Source organism: Stenotrophomonas riyadhensis (assembly GCF_040256885.1).
GTDB classification, from domain to species: domain Bacteria; phylum Pseudomonadota; class Gammaproteobacteria; order Xanthomonadales; family Xanthomonadaceae; genus Stenotrophomonas; species Stenotrophomonas riyadhensis.
In genome coordinates this window covers 1,530,009-1,551,641 of the sequence record NZ_CP155568.1, presented here as the reverse complement: position 1 = coordinate 1,551,641, position 21,633 = coordinate 1,530,009, and the positions used below count along the sequence as shown (strand labels likewise).

The following is a 21,633-nucleotide window of genomic DNA, read 5'->3' as shown; positions in this document are numbered from 1 at the left end:
CGCCGCCGCGCCACTCAGTTCGGTCGCAGCTTGTCCAGGCGGTCGGTCAGCGCCACCCAGAACGCGGCAGGCAGTTCGGCGCGCAACGGAACGGCGTAGTGCCAGTCGTTGCCGAACGCGCGGCATTTCACCGCGTCCTTTTCGGTCATCAGCACCGGCAGTTGGCTGCCGAAGGACAGGTCCTGCGGCTGGTAGGCCTGGTGGTCGGCGAAGGCATGCGGCACCACGCCGATGCCACGCGCGCGCAGCATGTCGAAGAATCGCTGCGGATGCGCGATACCGGCCACCGCGTGCACGCGCTGGCCCTTGAAGTACGACAGCGGGCGTGCACGGCCACCGGCCAGCGGCTGCGCACTGTCGATATGCAGCGCCATCGGCCACTGGCCGAAGCCACAGGCCTGGGCCGCCGTTTCCTCATCGGCCTGGCCGAGGTTGACCACGCGGAAATCGCATTCGCTGGCGCGGCTGACCGGTTCGCGCAGCGGCCCGGCCGGAATCATCCGGCCGTTGCCGTAGCGGCGCTGGGCATCGACCACCTCGATCTCGATGTCGCGCGCCAGCCGGTAGTGCTGCAGGCCGTCGTCGCAGACGATCACATCGCAGCCGGCCTCGATCAGCGCCTTGCCAGCAGCAACGCGGTCGCGGTCCACACGCACCGGCACGCCGGTCTTCCAGGCGATCAGCACCGGTTCGTCGCCGCCCTTGGCGGTCGGCGTATCGGCCTGCACCCACAGCGGCGTGTCCGCATCTTCACGGCCATAGCCACGGCTGGCCACACCGGGTTTCCAGCCGGCCGCGCGCAGGCGCTCGACCAGGGCAATGGTCAACGGCGTCTTGCCGGTGCCACCGGCGGTGATGTTGCCGACCACGATGACCGGTACCGGCAGCGTGTAGTGCTTGCGCCAGCCACGCCGATAGGCACGCCGGCGCAGCGCGGTGACGCCGGCATACAGCGGTGACAGCAGGCGCATCGCCCACGGAACCGGACTGCCGTCGTACCAGTACGGCGGGGTCTGGGTACCCTTGCCAGCCATCAGTCCTGCCTTTCGCGGAACTGCATGCTGTGCAGATGCTGGTACAGGCCACCCATGGTGAGCAGCTCTTTGTGGGTACCGCGCTCGACGATGCGACCGTGGTCCATCACCAGCACCTGGTCTGCATGCTCGATGGTCGACAGGCGATGCGCGATGACCAGCGTGGTGCGCTCCGGCATCAGGCGCTGCAGCGCGTCCTGCACCAGCCGCTCGGACTCGTTGTCCAGCGCGGCGGTGGCTTCATCGAGAATCAGGATCGGCGCGTCGCGCAGGATCGCGCGCGCGATCGCCAGGCGCTGGCGCTGGCCGCCGGACAGCAGCGCGCCGTTCTCACCCACCGGCGTCTGCAGCTGCTGCGGCATGCGCGCGATGAACTCCCACGCGTTGGCCGCTTCGGCGGCTGCGCGGATCTGCTCTTCGCTCGCATCCATACCGTAGGCGATGTTGGCGGCGATGGTGTCGTCGAACAGCATGACCTTCTGCCCGACCATCGCGACCTGGCGGCGCAGGTCGGCCAGCGGGTAGTCATCCAGCGCGACACCGTCAAGAGTGATGCGTCCGCCACTGGGTTCGTAGAAGCGCGGCACCAGCCGGATCAGGCTGGTCTTGCCGCTGCCGGAACGGCCGACGATGGCGGTGACCGTGCCGGGCCTGGCGACGAAGCTGATGTCGTCCAGGGCAATGCCACTGTCCTCGCGGTAACGCAGCATGACGTGGTCGAAGGCCAGTTCGCCCCGCACGCGCTGCACCGTGGTGCGGCCTTCGTCGCGCTCGACCCGCATGTCGAGAATGCTGAACAGGCGCTCGGCGGCGGCCACGCCCCGTGAGATCGAGGTCTGCACGCTGGTCAGGCGGCGCAGCGAGGGGATGATGGCCATCATCGAGGTCATCAGGCCCATGAACTGGCCCGCATTGAGACGCCCGGCCAGCGCTTCACGGGTCGACACCCATACGATCACCGCCAACGCCAGCGCGGCCAGGAACTGGACCACGCTGGAGGCGGCAGCACGGGTGACTTCCACCTTCATGTTCAGTGACAGCATGCGGTTGGCCAGGCGCGAGTAGCGCGAGATCTCGTGCTGCTGGGTGCCATGCACCTTCACTTCCTGCTGCGCGGCCAACGACTGCTCGGCGGTCTGCGCCATCGAGCCCATGCCATCCTGGATGCCACGGCTGATGCGGCGGTAGCGCTTGCCCACGTAAGACACGATCACCCCGATCAGCGGCACCACCACCAGCATGGCCACCGTGACCTTGACGCTCATCTGCAGCATCACCGCCAGCATGGCGATGATGGTCAGGGTGTCGGCCACCACGGTCTTGAGCGCATCAGCGCTGGCCTGGGTGACCTGTTCAGTGTCGAAGTTCAGGCGGCTGACCATCACCGGCGTCGCTTCGGTATCGAAATGCGAGGACGGCAGGTGCAGGTACTTGGCCAGTACCTGCTCGCGCAGGTCACGCACCACGCTGCGACCGGTCCTGGCCAGCGCATAGTCGCTGACCCAGGTCGCGGCGCTGCGCATCAGGAACAGGCCGAGGATGGTCAGCGGCAGGATCACCGCCATGCGTGGTTCGGGATTGACGAAGCCCCGGTTGACCAGCGGCTCCATCAACTTGGTGAAGTGGTAACCGGCCAGGGCTTCGACCACCATGGCGATCACCGCGGCCACCATGAACACCCAGTAGGCGTGGGTGTACCCCAGCAGACGTTTGTAGATCGGCCACACCGGCGCGTGATTGGAACTCATGGACGCACCTCGGGTGCTGTTGCAATGGCAATACGGCGGAAACCGAGCTGACCCAGCGCATCCTGCGCGGTCACCACGGCCTGGTAGGGAGTGCGCGCGTCGGCACGCAGCAGAACGGTCTGTTCACGATCGCTGCCGGCCACGGCGGCGATGGTCTGCTTGACCGACTCGACGTCGCTGCGCAGCACTTCCTGGTCATTGATGAAGTAGCGGCCTTCGGCGTTGATCAGCACGCTGAGCGAACGCGGTGGTTCATTGGTCTGCTGCTGGCTGGCGGTCGGCAGCTGCACCTGCAGCGTCGAGCGCGCATCGAAGGTGGTGGTGACCACGAAGAAAATGATCAGCACCAGGATGACATCGATCAGCGGAACCAGATCGATATGCGGCTCATCCTGGGATCGGTCGTTGCCGATACGCATCGATCAGGCCTTCGCCGTAGCGGCGCTGGCCGAACGCGCGGACGGCGTCGGGTTCATCACACCGGGTCGGCCATCGAGCGTATCCAGCAGTGCGCTGGCTTCCTGCTCCATCTCCACCACGTAGCCATGGATGCGGCCCTTGAAGTAGCGATGGAACATCAGCGCCGGGATCGCCACGATCATGCCGGTAGCGGTGCACACCAGCGCCTTGCCGATGCCGCCGGCCAGCTGGTTCACATCGCCCACGCCATGGTCGAGGATGCCCAGGAACATCTGGATCATGCCGATCACGGTACCCAGCAGGCCCAGCAGCGGGCCGGCCGAGGCGATGGTGCCCAGCGCGTTGAGGAAACGCTCCATGCGGTGCACCAGGTGACGGCCGGTGTCTTCGATGCGCTCGCGGATCTGGTCGCGCGGGCGATTGCGCGCTTCCAGCGCGGCGGCCAGCAGCGCGCCCAGTGGCGAGTTCGCCCGCAGGGTCTGCAGGTGGGCGGGGTCGAGCTTGCCGCGTGCGGCCCAGTTGCGCACTTCCTGGCCGAGGCCGGGCGGCAGCACTTCAGTCCGCCGCAGGGACCAGAAACGCTCCAGGATGATCGCCAAAGCCAGTACGCCCAACAGCAGCAGCGGCACCATCGGCCAGCCACCGGCCTTGACCAGTTCCCACACGTTTCAACCCTCCGGCCCAACGGCCGCTTGTTCGATCGGCGATAGGATAGCAGCCGACCGCGCCCGCCCAGCGGCATCCCACCACCGGGATGCGTGGATACGCTGTTCACGCAGCTGCAGCCCTTGTGCGCCAAGCCATATGCGGATCGCCCCGGAATCAGCCGTGGCCAGCACTTCCGCCCCTTGCGCCTGCCAGCGCTGGACCACGTCCTGGCGTGGATGGCCGAAGCGGTTGCGGTGCCCGGCCGAGACCACCGCCAGCCGTGGCGCCACGGCGGCCACCCACGGCGCGCTGGAGCTGCCGCCACTGCCGTGGTGCGGCACCAGCACCACATCCGCCTTCAGCGCTGCCGGAGACGCCTGCAGCAGCGCCTGCTCGGCCGGGCGGCCGATATCGCCAGGCAGCAGGACCACGCCGTGACGGCTGGCGACGCGCAGCACGCAACTGTCCTCGTTCTCGGCCTGGCGGCTGCCCGGTGCCGGGTGCAGGACCTGGAATTCAACGCCGTCCCACTGCCACTGCATCCCTTGCTGGCAGGGCGCAGCGCCGGCGATGGTGCTGCCCGGTGGCGCCAGCAGCTGCAGCCCGGGCAGCTGCCTTCGTAGGCTCGGTAGGCTGCCGGTGTGATCAAGATGGTCATGGCTGAGCATCGCCTGCTGGGGCGGCCCCTGCCCGAGCGCGCGCAGGGCCGGGACCAGGATCCGCTCATTGCCATCCCCACCGGTCGGCGGCCCGACGTCGTACCAGAGTGCATGCCGCGCCGTGCGCAACAACACCGCGGTGCCCTGGCCGACATCGTGCACCAGCAGCTCCAGCTCTCCTGCGGCGGGCGCATGCCGGGCCGGCCACAGCAGCGGCAGGCACAGCAGCAGTCCGGCCAGGCCACCGCCGGCGCCACGCGGCAGCAGCCACCAGAACACCCCCAGCAACGCTGCCGGCACCGCCCAGCGCGGTGCCTCGGCCAGCCACCACATCGCCTGCGGGTGCAGCGCCAACGGCTGCAGGGCCTGCCAGCTGAGCTCGAACAGCCAGGCGGCGGCGTGCCATGCCCAGCGCCCGGCGCCATCATGCAGCGCGTGCAGGCCGGTACCCAGCAGCGACAACGGCACTACCAGCAGGGTCCACCACGGAATGATCGGCAGATTGACCAGCGGCCCCAACCGCGCTGTGCCACCGAACAGGGCCACGCAGAGCGGCAGCAGGCCGAGGCTGGCCACGCCCTGCGCGGCCAGGAAGCCACGCAGGCCACCGCCGACGCCCTCCGGCCCGGTCCGCGGCAGGCACCACAGCAGCCACAACACGCCCCCGAAACTGAGCCAGAAGCCGGCCGACAGCACCGACAGCGGCGCCGGCAACAGCATCACCACCGCGGCCAAGGCCAGCCCCTGCCCTGCACCGACCGGGCGGCGTCCGGCCCGGGCCAGTGCAACCAGGCCGATCATCAGCGCTGCGCGCACCGTTGGCAGTGCACCACCGGCCACCACGGCGTAGACGGCCGCGGCCAACGCCGCGCCCCACGCCGCCGCCTGTGGCCGAGGCCAGAACCGTCCCAGCACCGGGCACAGCCACCACGACACGCGGCACAGCAGTACGCCAAAGCCAGCCACCACGCCAACGTGGAAACCGGAAATGGCGACCAGATGGGTCAGGCCCAGCGCGCGCAGGTGCTCCCAGTCGGCATCGGACAGGCCGCGCGTGTCGCCCAGTGCCAGGGCCTGCACGAACCGCGCGGCAGGATGTGCCACCTGCGTTGCGATGGCGTCGCTGCTGCGCTCGCGCCAGGCCGGCAGGCCCTGCGCGGGGCGCAGCTCACGCGCACTCGCCGGATCGCGTACCACGCCATTGCCTGAGAGACCCCGCAGCAAGGCATGGCGCTCGCCATCGAAACCGCCCGGATTGATCCTCGAGCGCGGTGCCTGCACGCGCAACGACAGGTCCCAATATGCCCCCGCACGAACGGCATGCCGCCCAGCTTCGCCAGCGCGTGGCGACGGGCCGCGCCACGGGTCGTTCCAGGTGACCTGCAGGCGCCTGCCACGCAGCGATGGCAGCGCCGCAGCCTCGTCAACGTGCAACACGAAACGCGTGTAGCCGGGGCCGTTCCGTGGAAGGTCGGCCACTCTTCCCTGGACCCGCACCTCCTGCGGCGGCGCACCGGGTGGAAGCGGATTGTGCAGGGCCCAATGGCCGTGCAGCGTCGCCCACGCCAGCCCAAACAGGGCGGCGGCCCACCCTCGGCCACGCCAGCGCCACAGCCAGCCCGCGACGCCGGCAACGGCCATCGGCGCGCATAGCCAGAGTGGCAGCAGCATCGGCATCTGCACGCAGGCCAATGCACCCAGTACCAGCCCGGCGGCACAACCGGCGCCGGACAGTGGTGAGGCAGCGCGTTCGGAAATCACCCGTACAGCCTGCCGTCGCGCGCATCAGGCTGCCTATCGGGAATTCCCCTGCGCGGATGTCAGCGCCGGACGCTACCGCGATGGAAGTTGACCCGGAAGCTGGCACCACCGCCAGCCGCCTCACCGACACTGACCGAACCGCCGTGATGCTGCACGATTTCCTTCACCAGATGCAGGCCCAGGCCACTGCCGCTACCCGCTGCGCGCAGACGATGGAAGGGCTCGAAGATGGCCTCGCGGTCTCCGACCGGAATACCGGCGCCCTGATCGCTGACTTCCAGCAGGCCACGGGCGTCCAGGCGCACGCAGATGGTGCCGCGCCCGCCGCCATGGACGATGGCGTTGTGCACCAGGTTGGCGATGACCCGCCCCAGCGCCAGGCTGTCGCCGTGGATCCACACCGGGGCCTCCGGGGCATCCACTTCGAAGCCATAGCCGGCACCGACCACCAGGGGGGCAAGATCGGCAGCCGCCTCACGCACCAGCAGCGCCAGGTCCAGCCGCTGCAACGCGCCGACATTGCGATCAAGCCGCTGCAGATCCAGCAGGTGCTCGGCCACGTTGCCGAGGCGTGCGACGTCGGTCAGCAGCTGCGACTTGAGCTCGCCCTGCGGCAACTGCGACAGGCGCGCCTGCACCACCGCAATCGGTACCCGCAGCTCATGCGCGGCGTCGGCAAGGAACTTGTCACGCGCCGCATAGCCCTGCTGCACCTTGTCGATGGCATCGTTGAAGGCTTCCACCAGCGGCGCGACCTCGGTCGACACCAGCTGCGCGTCCAGCCGCGCGCCGGGCTGGCCGATGTCCAGCTCCTTGGCCTGCTGGGCGGACCGGCGCACGCCACGCATCGCACGGTGGATCACCGTCGGCATCACCAGCAGCGTGACCACGATCAACGGCAGGAAGAACCACAGGCCGATCAGGCGCAGCACCATCAGCGCGCCATCCAGCAGCCCGCCCTTCGGCGCCCCCCCGACCATCACCGTGATGCGGCGGCCGTCCTCGTTGCGGATCATCACCCGCGCCACGTCGAGGTACGGCGGCACCAGTGAGCCGAGTTCGGTGGCCCCCAGCGTCGGCAGCCTCGCCAGCAGCGGCGCGTGGATTGCCGGAATGGTGCCGCGTTCCAGCCACATGCCCTTGTCATCGACCGCCGCGAACCAGAGGTTGCCACCCGCGCCCGCGTCCAGCTTGTGCCAGCGTGCTTCATCCAGCACCAGCCGGCCGCCCTCACTGTGCACGGCCTTGGCCACGGCTTCAGCCATGAACATGTCCATGCCCCAGGTGTCCTTGTCGCCCCAGGTCAGGATCAGCGCGACCACCGCGAACAGCACGGTGAACGCCTGGGCCAGGAACAATCGCCAGGCCAGCCCAAGCGTGATGGAGCGGATCGGACGTGTCGGACGCGCCATCTCAGGCCTCCGCCAGCAGGTAGCCGACGCCACGGATCACATGGATCTCCACACCGGCCCCGGCCTGCTGCAGCGCCTTGCGCAGCTTGGAAATGTGCGCATCGAGCGCATTTGACTGGATCTCATCATCAAAACCGTACACCGCCGCCTCCAGTGCGCTGCGGGTGACCGTGCGTCCCTGGCGCATCGCCAGCGCCTGCAGCACCAGCACCTGGCGTCGGGGCAGCGCCAGCGGCTGGCCTTCCACCTGCGCCTGCAGCGATTCGAAGTCGAATTCCAGCCGTCCCAGATGCAGGCTCGGCGTTACCATCGCCGAGGGCCGCCGCGAAACTGCGCGGATCCGCGCCATCAGTTCCTCGATCGCGACCGGCTTGACCAGGTAGTCATCGGCACCGACGTCCAGCCCCTCGACCTTGTCCGACAGCGTGCCCTTGGCGGTCAGCATGATCACCGCCAGGTTGGGGCGCAGCGCCCGCGCAGTGGCAACGAAACCGGCGCCGTCGCCATCGGGCAGCTGCCGGTCGAGCAGCATCAACTGGTGCACCGGTTCGCGCAGTGCGATGGCCGCCTCCGCCAGGCTGCCGACCACATCGGCCACCACGCCCTGCCGCTCCAGCCCCGATTGCAGGGCACGGGACAGATCAGGATCGTCTTCGACCAGGAGGATGCGCATCAGAGGCTCGGCTACCGGAAACGGTGCCGATCATAGTGCCTGGCGCCGGGTTTGGGCGCCTTCGCGTGCGGATTGTCCAGGCGCAATGTTCTGACAATGTTGAGCCCGCACCATGCACAGCCATCCCCCGCAAAGTGGCTGATCGATGCCGTCGCTGTCCCCGACTCTGCTGCGCCCACTGCTGTTCACCGCTGCCATCGGCCTTCCGTTGATCACCCACGCCGCCGACCGCAACCCGGGTGTGCAGGCCGGTATCAGTGCCGGCGCGACCTCGGGTGCGTATGCCCACTACGACGTCAAGCCGCTGGTCGTCCCCTCCATTGCCTGGCAGGGCGAGCGCTTCTTCGCCAGCCCGGGCTCGCTGGGCATGTACCTGTACAAGGGCCAGGGCCTGCGCCTGTCGGCCGCAGTCACGCCCTACACGCTGCGCTTCAAGACCGACGACGTGAACGATCCCCAGCTGCGTCGCCTGCACAGCCGACAGATGTCTGCCATGGCCGGCATCAACGGCGAGTACAACGCCGACTGGGGCATCGTCGAGGCCAGTGTGATGCGCGAGGTCACCGGGCACGGAGGTGGCATGGAATCACGCCTGCACTACAGCTATCCGATCCAGGCCGGTCGCTTCACCTGGGTGCCCAAGGTCGGCGTGGTGCACTCCAGTGCGCGCCTGCTGGATTACTACTACGGCATCACCGACGAAGAAGCGCTGCGCTCGGGACTTGCCGCCTACAACCCGGGCAGCGCGACATCGCCAAGCCTGCAGATCGCGGTCAGTACGCCCCTGGGCACGAAGTGGCGCGCGACCGGTGTGGTCGCCAACCAATGGTTTGGCAATGCAGTAAAGGACAGCCCGATGGCCCGTCGCGGCACGCAGACGTCGGCCTTCGTTTCCCTGATGCGCTCGTTCTGATCGAGCGCCCGCAACGGACAAGGACCCCCCACATGGCCTCCGTCTCCCCCACTCCCGAAGCCCACGCGATCCTGCGCGCTCCCGACCTGGACAGCGCCGAACGCGCCTACCTGGGCCTGATGCCCGATCTGGAGCACGTGAATGCACTGGCCCGCCGCGCCCTCGGGCTTTCGCGCGTCGCCGACGCGGCACGCGGCTACGCGCTGTCGATGACCCTGGTCGGGCTGCGCCTGCAGGAACTGGAAATGGGCGAGGCGAGCGCGAAGGAACATCGCCAGGCCACCCTGCGCAGCCTGCGCCAGGCCTTCAGCGCCTGAGCGCAGGCCAGCAACGCGGCCAGTGCTGCGCGGCAGCGGAAAGACTCAGCGGAACGTGGTCCACGCCAGCACGGCCGCCAGCAGGGCCACCCAGATCACCGCCTTGAAGGTACCCTCCAGCATGTTGCCGCCGAACAGCAGTTCGAGGAAGGGATTGGGCCGGGAAACCGGAACATGCTCGCTCATCGGTGTTTGATCCTGGTAATGGTTGCAGGGTGCGCGTGCCTGACCACGCAGGCAACACTCTAGTACAGGCGGCGCCTCTGCGGACGTGCGGGCAACATCGCCTTAACAACCCGCGCGCCCGATCGGGTATGTTCGGCCCAACGCTGTGTTCAAGGATGATCGATGCTCAAGCGCGTCCTGTTCCCCGTTGTCGCTCTGCTGCTGTCCGCACTGATCGTCGTGCTGGGATGGCAGAACCACCAGCTCCGGCAGATCAACGCGCAGATGGCTGCCCAACTGCAGAACATGCGGCTGGAAGCGCACGGCCTCGACCTGGGCAGCCGCCCGGACGCACTGGCGCTGCGCACGACCCGGCACACCCACGTCGATATCGGCGGCGCGCGCGACGTACCTCAGATCCTGTACTTCTTTTCCACCACCTGCCGCTACTGCCTGGCCTCGATGCCGCAGCTGCAACAGATCGCAGCGGCGCGCGGCCGCGGTGAACTGATCGGTGTGGGACTGCCCCCTTACGACCAACTGGCCGACTACGCTGGAAGGCATGCATTGCAGTTTCCGATCGCCATCGACAGCGAAGGCGATGCGTCCAGGCGCTACCGCGCCACGGTCACGCCGATGCTGATGGTGCTGGCCCCCGATGGCAGCGTGACCTACAAGCATGTAGGCCAGCTCGATGAGCAGGTGGTGCGCGCCGCCATGAACTCACTGGCGCCAGCCCCCGCCCTGCCCTGATATGCCGCGCGCCACATCGGCGCGCACGTCATCGTTCACCGCATCCGCGCCACAACCGGCACTCCGGTGCCTTCGGCAACTGCAACACCACAACGCCAACCAAGGAGATACACATGATCGGAAAGAAAGTGCTTTCGTCCGTCGCCGGTATCGTCGTTGTCGCGGCCATGGCCTTCGGTGCCAGCCAGGCCTTCGCCGTCGCCCCCAAGACCGGCTATGCGCCCGGTTGCGAACCGCATCCGAGCTGCCCGTTCGGCAACTCGGGCAAGCCTGGCCAGGTGCTGTGCTGTGATCCGCTGTAATCGAAGCCGCGCCACAGGTCGGTCCCGCTGACCTGCTGCGGGCGCCGCAGCGCTGATCCAGTCCTGCGGCGATGATAGGTGCCCACCCGCACATGGGGCACCGCGCCGGGTCGCCCCCAGGGGCGGCCCGGCACTTCCGGCCCCGGATTCATCCTTCCCCGAGCGTCTTGGCGCGCGCTTTACCGGCTTTCGTCGCATACCGGTTTCACACCGCAGGGGGCAGTGCCACGCTGGACTCCCTTCTCCGGAGCACCGTGCCATGCCGATGCTTGCCCTGCTGCTGCTGTGCGCTGGTCTGTTCGGCCGCGATACCGACGCCGGGGATGCCCCCCTGCGCAGCCAGATCCTGCAGGCCGACGCTGGGCAGGCAGAAACATCACCGATGCCGGATCGGAAAGCGGACCCGGCAACCCTGCAGCTGTACCGGCTGCGCCAGGATCGCGTACTGCGCGTGGGCAACCAGCCCCTGCAGGCCGGCGCCCCGCAGCGGCATACCGGCTCGACGCGCTTCGCGCAGGTCTGGGAACGCGTGGATGGGCACTGGCGGCTGCAGCGCATGATCAGCATCGACGAATGGGTCGCCCAACGCTGACGGCTGGCTGCAGCCCACTGGCGCAAACGAAAAAAGCCGGCCCAGGGCCGGCTTCCATCGTGATCCACCGCTGCACCGGCAATGCCGGGAGCCAGGTGGTGGGCGGTACAGGGTTCGAACCTGTGACCCCTACCATGTCAAGGTAGTGCTCTACCGCTGAGCTAACCGCCCATCTTGTTCTTGCCGCCCGAAAGCTGGCCTTGCTACGTAAAAACCCGGCGCCAGGGCCGGGCTTTGCAGTTCACGACAGCCCCCTTCCAGGGACTTCGTGGTGGGCGGTACAGGGTTCGAACCTGTGACCCCTACCATGTCAAGGTAGTGCTCTACCGCTGAGCTAACCGCCCGTTTTTGCTTCTGAACGTCCGCGATTGCGTCGGTGCAGGCCGCGTATATTACGGATGCCGGCCGTGAAGCGCAACACTTTTGTGAAGAAGATGCTGCACTGCCGCGTTCAGCCCAGACTCGCTTCCTTCAGCTGCCGGATCTGGTCACGCACGCGGGCCGCATCCTCGAATTCCAGGTCCTTGGCGTGCTGGTACATCTGCTGCTCCAGCGCCTTGAGACGGGACGCCAGCTGGGCCGGGCTGAGGGATCGATAGTCACTCCCCTCCTCGGCAACGCCGGGCCTGCCCTTGCCCTTGCCCTTCTTTGCTTCCTTCTCGGCCGCATCGGAGCGCGCGCCTTCCAGCACGTCGGTGATCGGACGCGCCACCGAGCGCGGCACGATGCCGTGCTGCTCGTTGTACTCGACCTGCTTGGCGCGACGACGGTCGGTCTCGTCGATCGCCGCCTGCATTGAACGGGTGATCTTGTCCGCATACAGGATCGCCTTGCCACGCACGTTGCGGGCGGCACGACCGATGGTCTGGATCAGCGAACCGGTCGAGCGCAGGAAGCCCTCCTTGTCGGCATCCAGGATCGCCACCAGTGACACTTCGGGCATGTCCAGGCCCTCGCGCAGCAGGTTGATGCCCACCAGCACATCGAACTTGCCCAGGCGAAGGTCGCGGATGATCTCCACGCGCTCGACCGTGTCGACGTCCGAGTGCAGGTAGCGCACGCGGATGCCGTGTTCGGTCAGGTATTCGGTGAGGTTCTCGGCCATGCGCTTGGTCAGCGTCGTGACCAGCACACGGTCACCGGCCTTGATGCGCGCGTTGGCTTCGCTCATCAGGTCGTCAACCTGGGTGCCCACCGGGCGGATCTCCACCACCGGGTCGATCAGGCCGGTGGGACGCACGACCAGCTCGGTGATCTCGTCACCGGCCTCGCGGTACTCATAGGGGCCTGGCGTGGCCGACACATAGATGCTGCGCGGGCAGCGCTCTTCCCACTCCTCGAAGCGCAGCGGCCGGTTGTCCAGCGCCGAGGGCAGCCGGAACCCGAACTCGACCAGCGTCTCCTTGCGCGAACGGTCGCCCTTGAACATGGCACCGATCTGCGGAATGGTCACGTGCGATTCGTCGATCACCAGCAGCGCGTCGGCTGGCAGGTAATCGAACAATGTCGGCGGCGGTTCGCCGGCGTTCTTGCCGGTCAGGTGCCGGGAGTAGTTCTCGATGCCGTTGCAGTAGCCGACCTCGGCCATCATTTCCAGATCGAACTGGGTGCGCTGCGCCAGGCGCTGCGCCTCCACCAGCTTGTTCTGCGCGTACAGCTGCTCCAGGCGCTCCTTCAGCTCGACCTTGATCGTCTCGATCGCCGCCAGCACACGCTCGCGCGTGGTCGCATAGTGGGTCTTCGGGTACACAGTGAAGCGCTGCATGTTGCGCAGGGTTTCACCCGTGAGTGGGTCGAACAGGGTGATCTTCTCGACCTCGCCATCGAACAGCTCCAGGCGCAGCGCCTCGCTGTCCGACTCGGCCGGGAACACGTCGATCACTTCGCCGCGCACGCGGAACGTACCGCGCTGCAGTTCGTACTCGTTGCGCGTGTACTGCAGCTGGGTCAGGTGGTTGATCAGGTCGCGCTGCTCGATGCGTTCGCCCTTGGACAGGATCAGGCGCAGCGACAGGTAGTCTTCCGGCGCGCCCAGGCCGTAGATCGCCGACACCGTCGCCACCACGATCGCGTCCGGGCGCGACAGCAGGGTCTTGGTCGCCGCCAGTCGCATCTGCTCGATGTGCTCGTTGATCGAACTGTCCTTCTCGATGAAGGTGTCCGACGACGGCACGTAGGCTTCCGGCTGGTAGTAGTCGTAATAGCTGACGAAATACTCGACCGCGTTGTGCGGGAAGAACGCCTTGAACTCGCCATACAGCTGCGCCGCCAGCGTCTTGTTCGGCGCCATGATCAGCGTCGGCTTCTGCACGTTCTGGATGACGTTGGCGATGGTGTAGGTCTTGCCCGAGCCGGTGACGCCCAGCAGGGTCTGCTTGGCGATGCCCGCTTCGAAGTTGCTGGTCAGCTTCGCGATGGCATCAGGCTGGTCGCCCGCCGGCGAGTACGGCGAGACGAGTTCAAAACGGTCGCTCATGGTGGTGCCAGTTCCCGGGAGTGGTAAGTATACGAGGCATGGAGTGACGGCCCGCTGAGGGGTTTCCGGACCCGCCAGGCCATGGACGGCCGATGCACGGATTCCACGCGCAAGCGCAGCGTTGGGGACCATCCCTGGAACCGTGCTGCCATGCCTCCCATCCGCCGCCTGCAGCAATGCGGTCTCAGCCTCATCGAGCTTGTCGCAGTCCTGGCTGCACTGGCGATCCTGTGCTCGCTGGCACTGCCCCCCTTGGCACGGCATCTCGACCATTGGCACGCCGACATGGTCCGCATGCGCCTGGTATCGGTGTTCAACAGCGCCCGCGCCACCGCCCTTACCCACCGCCGCGCAGTAACCGTCTGTCCCAGCCAGGACGGCATCGAGTGCAGCGACGACTGGGTCCGCGGCTGGCTGATTGAAACCGAGCCCGCGGCGTTCCCCGCAGACGTCGCTGTCCGGCGTCAATTCCAGCCAGGCACGCAGGCTTCGGGGGTACGCGCCGGCATCAGCAGCGGACGCCGCCGGCTACGATTCCAGGCCGATGGCCGCAGCGCAGGCAGCACGCTGACCGTCCAGATCTGCGCAGGCTCCCGCCTGCACGGTACGGTGGTGGTGAACAATATCGGCCGAACCCGCTCCACACGACAGAAGGTGCCCGCTCCCTGCCCACTCTGAGTTGGCAGGCCGCTTGACGCAGAAAAGCAGAAGCCGCGATTTCTCGCGGCTTCTGCAGGATCTGGCGCCCGAAGTTGGACTCGAACCAACGACCCCCTGATTAACAGTCAAGTGCTCTAACCGGCTGAGCTATTCGGGCGGGGAGGCGCATTCTAGATGCTCATTCCAGATCATGCAAGCCTTTGCCGGATCTCCCTACCAGCAGGTCTGGCTGGAGGTGTTCGCCGGCGTCTTCACGCCGGCCTGGTTGATGCTCAACGTCCCGCAGCTGTCCTTGGCCTGCCCGCCCTGGGGCACCGCGGTGATGGTGAACGTCGATGCCGTCGGCACAATGCTCACTTCATACCAGATGGACGACCCGCCCTCACGAGGCGAGTTGATCTTGGTCGAGCTCGTCTCACTGAAGGTGAACGAGGCGTAGCTGTTGTTCTGCGTGTGATGCCGCTCGGCGCGCTGTGCGTACTCGACCATTTCCGCCTTGACCGCGGCCCGATGCGACTTGCGAACGTGTTCGGAATAGCTGGGATAGGCGATGGCAGCCAGGACCGCGATGACCGCAACCACGGCCATCAACTCGATCAGCGTGAAGCCCTGCTGGATGGATCGCCTTGCGGGACGCGAAACGAAACGCTTGCTCACTGGATCTGTCTCCACGATTGGCGACCACACGGATAGGGAATGTAGACAGACTGGTCGCCATTCTTCAGGAACGACACGCATGCGGGCTGCGGTGGTGTTGGCGGTCCACCACCCGGCTCGAGTTCTGGTGGCGTATCTCTTGGCAGAGCGCCTGGTTTGACATCGCGTACCGGTCCGCCGCTGGTGCTGGTCGTCACCGTTTTCAGTGCGGCGACACCATCACCGATCGCGGTGCCGTCGGGCGAGCCGATCCGGGCGCGCCCGAAGGCCCCACCGCCGTTCAACGCTTCCAGACCGAACAGCCAGTTGGTTCCCGACGAAGAACAACCAGAACCACCGGGTGTCGGCAGATAGGTCGGCATGAACACTACGCCATCGGACAATGAGGGATTGCCTACAAAGCGCTCACCTGCGGGCAAGTCCACATACCAGCCCAGACTGCCATTGGGCGGCGTACTACGAACAAGCGTGCGCTGGTCACCATTGGTCACCACCTGACCCCCGGTCAGGCTGGCGCTGGTCAACGTCGCCGATACCGCACCGTTGGCCAGATCATTGACCGCATAGAGGCTCTGCACCGACGTATCGGCCTGGTCACCGATGAAGGAGAAGCTGCCACTGCCGAAGAACAGCATGACACCGCCATTCGGGCCGCTACCAGCCGTGATGCCACCGGTGATCGGCTGCCGCAGGGTGCGGTTGTTGTCGGTGTAGGTGCGGGTGGTGAACACAGGCGTGCCTACCGTCGTCGCACTGCTGCGCAGATCGAACTTCCACACGGCCCCCTTCTGGTCGGTGCCGTACACCGTGTCCGTATAGCCATCGCGACGGCGCTGGTCCTGCTTGTCGCCACCCCAGCGGTCGATGGCCACGATACTGCCCAGGCCATTGTTGCCGTCAGGCGCGCCCGACGTCTCAACCGCCTCGATCATGGTCACGTTCGGCGTTCCCGTACCAATATCGACCACGAACAGCACGGCCTTCTGGCTGCGGCTGTTGTAGCCATTGCCGAAGATCGCCTTCCAGGTCGGTACACCGTTGGCACCCAGTACCGGCACGATCACTGGCTTGCCCAGCACGTGCCCGATGTTGTTGCGCACGTTGGCCGGCAGGCTGTTGTCCAGGTCGCTGATTTCCCACAGCCTGCTGGCCGTGCTGAAGGTGTTGCCCGCAGTAACGTCCAACGCGAAAACACTGCGTCCGCCTGCACCCGAGGCGCCTACCAGCGTGGTGTGCCAGTTGCCGCCGTAGAAGGTGTCGCCTACGCTGATCTGGCCATCAACATAATAGCGGTGATCGAACTTCTGGTCGTTGAGATCGGCAGCGTTGTAGGGGAACAGCAGGTTGCCCATGTGCCCCAGCGCGGTTGCCGGAATGTAACCAAAGCTCTCGGCGCCGCCATTGCCGGTAACCACGCCCTTCGCGTTCATGCCGCCATCGAAGCCATGCAGCATGCCGTCATTGGCCCCGACATAGACCATGTAGCGTGCGCGCTCGGCCTTGCTGGTCAGGTAGGCGCCGTAGGTGGTGCCCAGGTTGCCCGCCAGGCGCCGATAGCCGTAGTCGTCCGAGGGCGCGCTGACAACAGGGCTGGATGTGACGATATCGCCCAGGCGGGTGGTTCGATCACGCAGCTTGCCACCACTGCGCTTCTCTCCGGCAGTGTCTCCCAGCAGATACTTCACGGCAGAGTCCGCCGTTGCACCCAGTTTCTCCAGTTCGGCCTGGTTGCAGCGCGACATGCCCGGATAGAGCTCGGTCGACTTGGTGCAGAGGTCGGCCAGCGAAACGTTGGTACCGTTGAAACGACTGGTGGCGCCGCTCTTGGTGAAATAGACGTTGCGCATTTCGGCGGTCGGAAGCTGCGCACTGGCCTCCCAGATCGGCGTATAGACCACTGCGCGGGTCTTGGGGTCCACCGAAATCTTGCTGGCCGTCAGGCGGCTGAACCAGTCTGTACCTTCGTTGGCGATCTCATAGGTCGGTTCGACCGACACCGAGCCCGCACCGATGCGTGCACCACTGGCGCCCTTACCGCCGGAAGGAGACGCGCCACTGGTCACTGCCGACAGCACACGGCGCATTGCCGTGGTGATCTCAGCCGGCGTACGGGCATTGATGTACTCGCCCCGAGTATTGACGGCGGCATGCCAGATGTCGTCGACCGTACTTCGGTCATTGTCTGCCGAGGCGGGCCACCTGGAGTAGATCGTGGAGTCGGTGAACGGATCCTGGTCCAGGTCCGGGTTGAACAGCGTGCCCCGGGCACCCAGCGTGACACCATAGAAGTTCAGGTGCAGGTTGGTCTGGCAGTCCAGCCGCTTGTCGGGATTGCCAGTCTTGCAGGCCTGCACCACAGGCACCTGACCCGCCGGCAGATCGGGACGCAGCGGGGGCTTGCCGCCTTGATTGATGTAGTACTGGCTGACGATGTCCGCCATGGTGTTGAAGTTGGAATCACTGAACGGAATGCCCATTCCGCCATCGGCATTCTGGGCGGTGGTCGGTCCTCCCCCGTTGCTGAAGCCGTCGGTGAACAGCATCACCGCATTCTTCTGGCAGGCCAGCTTCACCGGCGCGTCCTTGTCGGTGCGGGTGAACTGCAGCGCAGCGGCGTCAACGGCCCAGCGGTTGGGGGTACCACCATTGGCCGTGAGCCCAATCATGTCCGAATACAGAGCAAGCTTGGCATCGGGCTGCGCCAGGTCACGCATTGCCAGCGGCTTCCTGACACTGTTGTAATTGGTGTAATCACCGATGCGGAAATAGCCTACCCGCAGGTTGTTGACGCCTGCCAGCGACCGGGTCATGCCGGCGATCATCGCGCGGTTGCGGTTGCCGTAGAAGGAGTACCAGTTGGCAAAATTCTGCAGCGCGTCCTTGTTGCTGTCGGTGATCGTGTACTTCCACATCGCACAGCCACTGCCACAGGCGTTGTCGATCTTGACCCGGCTCACTCCGGAATACACACCGGCCTTGTCTTCGCGCTGCGGGTAGGGATCCTTGTCGTTCGTCCACGGCAGGAAGAAGGTCGCCGGCCAGTACTGGACGTAGATGTTCGAGGACCCTCTCCAGGTTATGTCCTGTTCGGCGGTCCGGTCCCGGCCATCGTTGTAGGTGGTCCCCTTCGGAATCACCATGCCGGTCAGGATCCGCGACGTACCGCTGAAATAGTTGGCAGCCAACGCCACCCTTGTCGAACCTCGCGGATCAATCAGGGTCGACGTCGGATTGGCTTCATCGTAGGGCTTGCCCGTGCCATCGATCCAGGGCTCATACTTCACCTCCGGATTGAAGTAGGTCGGGTTGTAGGTAGGCGAGCGGGCAAATCCCAGTGAATCCAGCTGCGGGATCGCATAGTAGCCACTGCTGATGACTGGGCCGGGCAGCACGTAGTAGTAGTTGCAGGTGCCGACGCCCACATTCAGATTGCCATTGCGATCGAAGAAGCTGCCGCCGCTCGCGCAGCCGGCACCATCCTGCCCCGGGAACTGGGTCTGGAAAGTCATCGACCCCGAGTCGTCCACCGCCATGATGAACGCGGGTGGCGTCTGCACCTGATTGTTCAACGGCGCCTGTGCCAGCAACCCCTGGGCCTGGGCTGCGGTCAGGTTGTAGGCAACCACCCCCAGGCCGGCCAACCCCACGGCCGACGCCGCTGCAATCCACTTGAATCTACGCGTAGCCATGCCGCGCCCTCAAAGCTTGAAAATGGTATCGATCACCGACGATGACGTTGCATTGGCAGGGTCATCGGCCGCGAACGCGGTTATCTGGTAGGTATACGTCGCGCTGTCATCGGCCTGCCCCTCATCCAGGGCGTTGCCACCCGGGCCACCGCACTTGTCGATGCGGCGAACGCTCACTTTCGGCACGGCGGTGATCACCTGCGAACGCCCCCACTGCACGGGGTCGAAACGGTCCTCGCAGTCGTAGCTGATATCGCCCGACGCCAGCACGCTGCCCGTCGGCACATCGGTGCGGTTGGCGATCGCCTCCGCCGCGCGCTCTGCATTGCGCACCACGCCTTCCGCGTTCTGGAAGGAGCGATTCACCGCGCGATAGTTGGAGGCCATCTTCTCCTGCATGCCAGCAACCTGCATGCCCGCGATGCCGATCAGTGCCAGCAGCAGCAGCATGATCAGCGCCACGTACAACACCGCTCCCTCCTGCCGCCGGGGCAGCATGGGCGCGCGGTTGGCCCGGTGACGCATGGTTGGTGATCGGCTCATGATCAATTCCCGTAGAGTCGGTTACGCAGCGCGATGCTGACTTCGTAGGCGGTCCGGTAGCGCCCGTCGGTCACGCCATCCTGGCTGTAGGTAACCCCCAGCACACCCAGCTTGGCTGCCGCATCGGTCGGTTTGCCTGCGCTTGCCGGTGAGGCGCTGCGCGCGATGAGGCCCACGCGCACCTGACCGACCCGCAGCCACTGACCGGCGCCGGTCGCGTCCGTCTGGGTGGTGACCGTCGAAGCAGTCTGCAGGCGCGTGATGTTGCCCACCGGCGATGAGCCCGGCGCGATGCTGGCAGTGGTATCCAGGCCGAACAGCAACTGCATGTTCTCGATGCCTTCAACCAGTTCTTCATTGATGGTGTAGGCGCCACTGGCATCTGCCCGGGCGCGGCGAAGCCCCGGACCACTCACCCCCTGGCCCACGTAATACACCAGTGATTCGGCGCGATAGACCATCGTCGGCGCAGGCTGCGGTGCGTGCCGCGACAGGCTGACCCCCGTGGCCGTGATGGTTCCGGCGGCGGTTGTCCCCTTGAAGATGTCCACCGCATCACAACTGGAAACACCAAACAGGGTCGGAGCGGAGACACCGCCTTCGGTCAGTCGCTGCCAGCGTGCGGCATCGACGGTCAGAACCGAACCATTCACGGCCAGTACCGGCACACCCTCGGGAGCAAGGAACCGCAGCACCAGGATGTCGCTGCCCGGCATCGGCGCCGGCGAAAGCTTGGCGATTGCGGTCGGCAGGTTGGCAGGCAGCGAACCCTTGCCTACCTCCAGCTGGGTGCCAGGCCCGGTATCAGGGGCTTCATAGCCCTGCACCGCCACGCTGAAATCCAACGGATTGCCACTTCCGGACACCGCGCCGAGATTGTAATGCGGCTCTCCCTGCCCCTTCGTCACGTGTGCCTGGTCATTGACGCAGCCCAGATGGCCGGCCATGCGGATGTCACGCTCGAGGAAGTCCAGCGCGAACCGACCGTTTTCCTGTGCACGCGCAACACCTTCGGACAACCGCGATGCTGACTGGGAAGCGATGAAGATCTGGATGACCCCCAGCATCAGCACCAGGCCGATGACCATGGCGATCATCAACTCGATCAGCGACAGACCCGCCTGCCGGGCGGACGTGGAAAGCGATGCATTCATAGCTGGGTCTGCAGGGCGAAGGTGGTCGGCGTATCCGGGCTTTTCGGGTTCCAGCGTTCATCGGCCCAGCTGATGGCCACGGTCGCCACACCGTTGTTGACGGTCACGGTGGCTGCGGCGTTGTCACCGAGCGCCTTGACTACCCGGCACTGCCAGTCGGTGATGTTCTGCGCGATGCTGACGGCCGCGGTGGTGGGCGCACAGACCCCGGCGGCGGTCCGGCTCCCCGAGGTGAAACTCGCATTGGCGTACCACGCCGACTGGTAGCGGTTGCTGCGCATCTGCTCGGTCAGGTCATAGGCCAGATTGGTCGCCTGGGTGCGGTAATTGGCACTCTGCACGTAGCGCACGTTCATGGTCTGCAGCAGCGCGAAGCCGAGCAGGCCAAACGCCAGGACCACGATCGCAATGAGTACCTCCAGCAGGCTGAAGCCCCCCTGCTGGCGCGCGGCATGGAATGACGGATGCTTCATGGGCAGGGCCCCTTCGTACTGTTGACCTGGCCCGAGGCATTGATGGTGATCGTGCTCATCATCGGATCCTTGCCACACTTGTCGGGGCGCAGGGTAATGACCTGATCGCCTGCCGCGCGGCGACGGCCGCGCGCATCGAAGGCCACCAGCGTCTGCGGGCCGGCCACGACCAGGCCTGGGTTGATCTGGTTGAAACGCAGCACGATTTCGCCATTGTCGAAATCGCCGTTGCCGGAGGTATCGCTGAAGGCCATCATGCCCTTGTCCCACTTTCCGTCACAGCGCGTGCCATCGCTGCTGCCGCACACGCCGCCGCCACGGTTGTTGCGTATGGCATCGCTGCGCGCAAGGTTGAGCAGGCCGATCAGTTCATTGTGGGCAGAGACGACCCGATTGGAGCGGATCGTGCTCTGGAAGCTGGGAAACGCAATGGTGGCCAGCACTGCCAGCACGATCAGCGCCACCATCAGTTCAACCAGTGTGAAGCCGTTTGGCCGGCGCAAAGACATTGGACGCTCCCCAGCGTGTTGATGGCCACGATGGGCCATCGCCCTGCCACCGGCAAGCGGCGGCAGGATGAACGG

The 21,633-nt window shown here is 66.1% G+C and carries 21 protein-coding genes and 3 tRNA genes; 6 read left to right on the top strand and 18 right to left on the bottom strand.

Annotated features, from left to right (window positions below; genetic code table 11):
- Window positions 1-14: 14 nt before the first annotated feature.
- Genes lpxK through SriyCCGPB3_RS07210 form a run of 7 tightly spaced genes read right to left on the bottom strand, consistent with a single transcriptional unit; the run spans window position 15 to window position 8,355 of the window.
- On the bottom strand, window positions 15-1,034 hold the full coding sequence (gene lpxK, locus SriyCCGPB3_RS07240; protein WP_110711796.1) for a tetraacyldisaccharide 4'-kinase: 1,020 nt from the start codon (window positions 1,032-1,034) through the stop codon (window positions 15-17).
- Complete coding sequence (msbA, locus tag SriyCCGPB3_RS07235) at window positions 1,034-2,782, bottom strand: lipid A export permease/ATP-binding protein MsbA (protein ID WP_350260024.1); 1,749 nt, start codon at window positions 2,780-2,782, stop codon at window positions 1,034-1,036. Before msbA ends, lpxK begins: the two co-directional genes overlap by 1 nt.
- Window positions 2,779-3,201 (bottom strand): ExbD/TolR family protein, encoded by a 423-nt coding sequence (locus tag SriyCCGPB3_RS07230; RefSeq protein WP_004152323.1) that lies wholly within the window; start codon window positions 3,199-3,201, stop codon window positions 2,779-2,781. The genes msbA and SriyCCGPB3_RS07230 overlap by 4 nt, the downstream gene beginning before the upstream one ends.
- Before the next feature lie 3 nt (window positions 3,202-3,204).
- Window positions 3,205-3,867: a MotA/TolQ/ExbB proton channel family protein gene (locus SriyCCGPB3_RS07225; protein WP_110711794.1), complete on the bottom strand. Its 663-nt coding sequence runs from the start codon at window positions 3,865-3,867 to the stop codon at window positions 3,205-3,207.
- A gap of 3 nt (window positions 3,868-3,870) precedes the next feature.
- Complete coding sequence (locus SriyCCGPB3_RS07220; RefSeq protein ID WP_350260023.1) at window positions 3,871-6,270, bottom strand: DNA internalization-related competence protein ComEC/Rec2; 2,400 nt, start codon at window positions 6,268-6,270, stop codon at window positions 3,871-3,873.
- Between the two features lie 59 nt (window positions 6,271-6,329).
- Window positions 6,330-7,682 carry a sensor histidine kinase gene (locus tag SriyCCGPB3_RS07215; RefSeq protein WP_350260022.1) on the bottom strand — a complete coding sequence of 451 codons (1,353 nt, stop codon included), beginning with the start codon at window positions 7,680-7,682 and terminating at the stop codon, window positions 6,330-6,332.
- A gap of 1 nt (window position 7,683) precedes the next feature.
- Window positions 7,684-8,355, bottom strand: coding sequence for a response regulator transcription factor (locus tag SriyCCGPB3_RS07210; protein WP_110711791.1), 672 nt, complete (start codon window positions 8,353-8,355; stop codon window positions 7,684-7,686).
- Window positions 8,356-8,500: 145 nt separating this feature from the next.
- Here SriyCCGPB3_RS07210 and SriyCCGPB3_RS07205 point away from each other — a divergent pair, with 145 nt between their 5' ends.
- Window positions 8,501-9,268 carry a MipA/OmpV family protein gene (locus SriyCCGPB3_RS07205; protein ID WP_350260021.1) on the top strand — a complete coding sequence of 256 codons (768 nt, stop codon included), beginning with the start codon at window positions 8,501-8,503 and terminating at the stop codon, window positions 9,266-9,268.
- 32 nt (window positions 9,269-9,300) lie between these two features.
- Window positions 9,301-9,585: a hypothetical protein gene (locus tag SriyCCGPB3_RS07200; protein WP_110711789.1), complete on the top strand. Its 285-nt coding sequence runs from the start codon at window positions 9,301-9,303 to the stop codon at window positions 9,583-9,585.
- Between the two features lie 45 nt (window positions 9,586-9,630).
- Here SriyCCGPB3_RS07200 and SriyCCGPB3_RS07195 read toward each other — a convergent pair whose 3' ends face one another.
- Complete coding sequence (locus tag SriyCCGPB3_RS07195) at window positions 9,631-9,771, bottom strand: hypothetical protein (RefSeq protein WP_180847485.1); 141 nt, start codon at window positions 9,769-9,771, stop codon at window positions 9,631-9,633.
- Between the two features lie 162 nt (window positions 9,772-9,933).
- On the opposite strand from SriyCCGPB3_RS07195, the gene SriyCCGPB3_RS07190 reads away from it, so the two are divergent.
- From SriyCCGPB3_RS07190 to SriyCCGPB3_RS07180, 3 genes are all read left to right on the top strand, one after another.
- The gene (locus tag SriyCCGPB3_RS07190; protein WP_110711788.1) at window positions 9,934-10,503 is read left to right on the top strand and encodes a TlpA family protein disulfide reductase; all 570 of its coding nucleotides are present in this window, start codon (window positions 9,934-9,936) and stop codon (window positions 10,501-10,503) included.
- 113 nt (window positions 10,504-10,616) lie between these two features.
- Entirely contained in the window at window positions 10,617-10,805 is a 189-nt protein-coding gene (locus SriyCCGPB3_RS07185) for a hypothetical protein (protein ID WP_049444507.1), read from the top strand.
- A gap of 259 nt (window positions 10,806-11,064) precedes the next feature.
- Window positions 11,065-11,397 (top strand): hypothetical protein, encoded by a 333-nt coding sequence (locus SriyCCGPB3_RS07180; RefSeq protein ID WP_153856948.1) that lies wholly within the window; start codon window positions 11,065-11,067, stop codon window positions 11,395-11,397.
- A gap of 96 nt (window positions 11,398-11,493) precedes the next feature.
- On the opposite strand, the gene SriyCCGPB3_RS07175 is transcribed toward SriyCCGPB3_RS07180, so the two are convergent.
- From SriyCCGPB3_RS07175 to uvrB, 3 genes are all read right to left on the bottom strand, one after another.
- Window positions 11,494-11,568 (bottom strand) — tRNA-Val (locus tag SriyCCGPB3_RS07175).
- A gap of 98 nt (window positions 11,569-11,666) precedes the next feature.
- Window positions 11,667-11,741, bottom strand: a tRNA-Val gene (locus SriyCCGPB3_RS07170).
- Window positions 11,742-11,848: 107 nt separating this feature from the next.
- Window positions 11,849-13,873 carry an excinuclease ABC subunit UvrB gene (uvrB, locus tag SriyCCGPB3_RS07165; RefSeq protein ID WP_350260020.1) on the bottom strand — a complete coding sequence of 675 codons (2,025 nt, stop codon included), beginning with the start codon at window positions 13,871-13,873 and terminating at the stop codon, window positions 11,849-11,851.
- 150 nt (window positions 13,874-14,023) lie between these two features.
- On the opposite strand from uvrB, the gene SriyCCGPB3_RS07160 reads away from it, so the two are divergent.
- A complete protein-coding gene (locus SriyCCGPB3_RS07160) occupies window positions 14,024-14,551 on the top strand; it encodes a GspH/FimT family pseudopilin (protein ID WP_350260019.1) in 528 nt (175 codons plus the stop codon).
- A 62-nt stretch (window positions 14,552-14,613) separates the two neighbouring features.
- Here the strand turns inward: SriyCCGPB3_RS07160 and SriyCCGPB3_RS07155 are convergent.
- From SriyCCGPB3_RS07155 to SriyCCGPB3_RS07125, 7 genes are all read right to left on the bottom strand, one after another.
- Window positions 14,614-14,690 (bottom strand) — tRNA-Asn (locus SriyCCGPB3_RS07155).
- A 56-nt stretch (window positions 14,691-14,746) separates the two neighbouring features.
- Window positions 14,747-15,121 carry a type IV pilin protein gene (locus SriyCCGPB3_RS07150; RefSeq protein ID WP_239496575.1) on the bottom strand — a complete coding sequence of 125 codons (375 nt, stop codon included), beginning with the start codon at window positions 15,119-15,121 and terminating at the stop codon, window positions 14,747-14,749.
- Window positions 15,122-15,186: 65 nt separating this feature from the next.
- Window positions 15,187-18,879, bottom strand: a complete 3,693-nt coding sequence (locus SriyCCGPB3_RS07145; RefSeq protein ID WP_350260018.1) for a pilus assembly protein — start codon at window positions 18,877-18,879, stop codon at window positions 15,187-15,189.
- A 9-nt stretch (window positions 18,880-18,888) separates the two neighbouring features.
- Entirely contained in the window at window positions 18,889-19,404 is a 516-nt protein-coding gene (locus tag SriyCCGPB3_RS07140; protein WP_110711783.1) for a pilus assembly PilX family protein, read from the bottom strand.
- A 20-nt stretch (window positions 19,405-19,424) separates the two neighbouring features.
- The gene (locus tag SriyCCGPB3_RS07135; protein WP_153856945.1) at window positions 19,425-20,576 is read right to left on the bottom strand and encodes a PilW family protein; all 1,152 of its coding nucleotides are present in this window, start codon (window positions 20,574-20,576) and stop codon (window positions 19,425-19,427) included.
- A complete protein-coding gene (pilV, locus tag SriyCCGPB3_RS07130; protein ID WP_153856944.1) occupies window positions 20,573-21,049 on the bottom strand; it encodes a type IV pilus modification protein PilV in 477 nt (158 codons plus the stop codon). Before pilV ends, SriyCCGPB3_RS07135 begins: the two co-directional genes overlap by 4 nt.
- Window positions 21,046-21,558, bottom strand: coding sequence for a GspH/FimT family pseudopilin (locus tag SriyCCGPB3_RS07125; protein ID WP_180854907.1), 513 nt, complete (start codon window positions 21,556-21,558; stop codon window positions 21,046-21,048). Before SriyCCGPB3_RS07125 ends, pilV begins: the two co-directional genes overlap by 4 nt.
- Window positions 21,559-21,633: the final 75 nt, after the last annotated feature.

What these genes read in the sequence shown, in the direction of transcription:
- lpxK (WP_110711796.1), bottom strand. Translation starts at nt 1,034, where the DNA reads ATGGCTGGCAAGGGTACCCAGACCCCGCCGTACTGGTACGACGGCAGT.
- msbA (WP_350260024.1), bottom strand. Translation starts at nt 2,782, where the DNA reads ATGAGTTCCAATCACGCGCCGGTGTGGCCGATCTACAAACGTCTGCTG.
- SriyCCGPB3_RS07230 (WP_004152323.1), bottom strand. Translation starts at nt 3,201, where the DNA reads ATGCGTATCGGCAACGACCGATCCCAGGATGAGCCGCATATCGATCTG.
- SriyCCGPB3_RS07215 (WP_350260022.1), bottom strand. Translation starts at nt 7,682, where the DNA reads ATGGCGCGTCCGACACGTCCGATCCGCTCCATCACGCTTGGGCTGGCC.
- SriyCCGPB3_RS07210 (WP_110711791.1), bottom strand. Translation starts at nt 8,355, where the DNA reads ATGCGCATCCTCCTGGTCGAAGACGATCCTGATCTGTCCCGTGCCCTG.
- SriyCCGPB3_RS07205 (WP_350260021.1), top strand. Translation starts at nt 8,501, where the DNA reads ATGCCGTCGCTGTCCCCGACTCTGCTGCGCCCACTGCTGTTCACCGCT.
- SriyCCGPB3_RS07200 (WP_110711789.1), top strand. Translation starts at nt 9,301, where the DNA reads ATGGCCTCCGTCTCCCCCACTCCCGAAGCCCACGCGATCCTGCGCGCT.
- SriyCCGPB3_RS07195 (WP_180847485.1), bottom strand. Translation starts at nt 9,771, where the DNA reads ATGAGCGAGCATGTTCCGGTTTCCCGGCCCAATCCCTTCCTCGAACTG.
- SriyCCGPB3_RS07190 (WP_110711788.1), top strand. Translation starts at nt 9,934, where the DNA reads ATGCTCAAGCGCGTCCTGTTCCCCGTTGTCGCTCTGCTGCTGTCCGCA.
- SriyCCGPB3_RS07185 (WP_049444507.1), top strand. Translation starts at nt 10,617, where the DNA reads ATGATCGGAAAGAAAGTGCTTTCGTCCGTCGCCGGTATCGTCGTTGTC.
- SriyCCGPB3_RS07180 (WP_153856948.1), top strand. Translation starts at nt 11,065, where the DNA reads ATGCCGATGCTTGCCCTGCTGCTGCTGTGCGCTGGTCTGTTCGGCCGC.
- uvrB (WP_350260020.1), bottom strand. Translation starts at nt 13,873, where the DNA reads ATGAGCGACCGTTTTGAACTCGTCTCGCCGTACTCGCCGGCGGGCGAC.
- SriyCCGPB3_RS07160 (WP_350260019.1), top strand. Translation starts at nt 14,024, where the DNA reads ATGCCTCCCATCCGCCGCCTGCAGCAATGCGGTCTCAGCCTCATCGAG.
- SriyCCGPB3_RS07150 (WP_239496575.1), bottom strand. Translation starts at nt 15,121, where the DNA reads ATGGCCGTGGTTGCGGTCATCGCGGTCCTGGCTGCCATCGCCTATCCC.
- SriyCCGPB3_RS07145 (WP_350260018.1), bottom strand. Translation starts at nt 18,879, where the DNA reads ATGGCTACGCGTAGATTCAAGTGGATTGCAGCGGCGTCGGCCGTGGGG.
- SriyCCGPB3_RS07140 (WP_110711783.1), bottom strand. Translation starts at nt 19,404, where the DNA reads ATGCGTCACCGGGCCAACCGCGCGCCCATGCTGCCCCGGCGGCAGGAG.
- SriyCCGPB3_RS07135 (WP_153856945.1), bottom strand. Translation starts at nt 20,576, where the DNA reads ATGAATGCATCGCTTTCCACGTCCGCCCGGCAGGCGGGTCTGTCGCTG.
- pilV (WP_153856944.1), bottom strand. Translation starts at nt 21,049, where the DNA reads ATGAAGCATCCGTCATTCCATGCCGCGCGCCAGCAGGGGGGCTTCAGC.
- SriyCCGPB3_RS07125 (WP_180854907.1), bottom strand. Translation starts at nt 21,558, where the DNA reads ATGTCTTTGCGCCGGCCAAACGGCTTCACACTGGTTGAACTGATGGTG.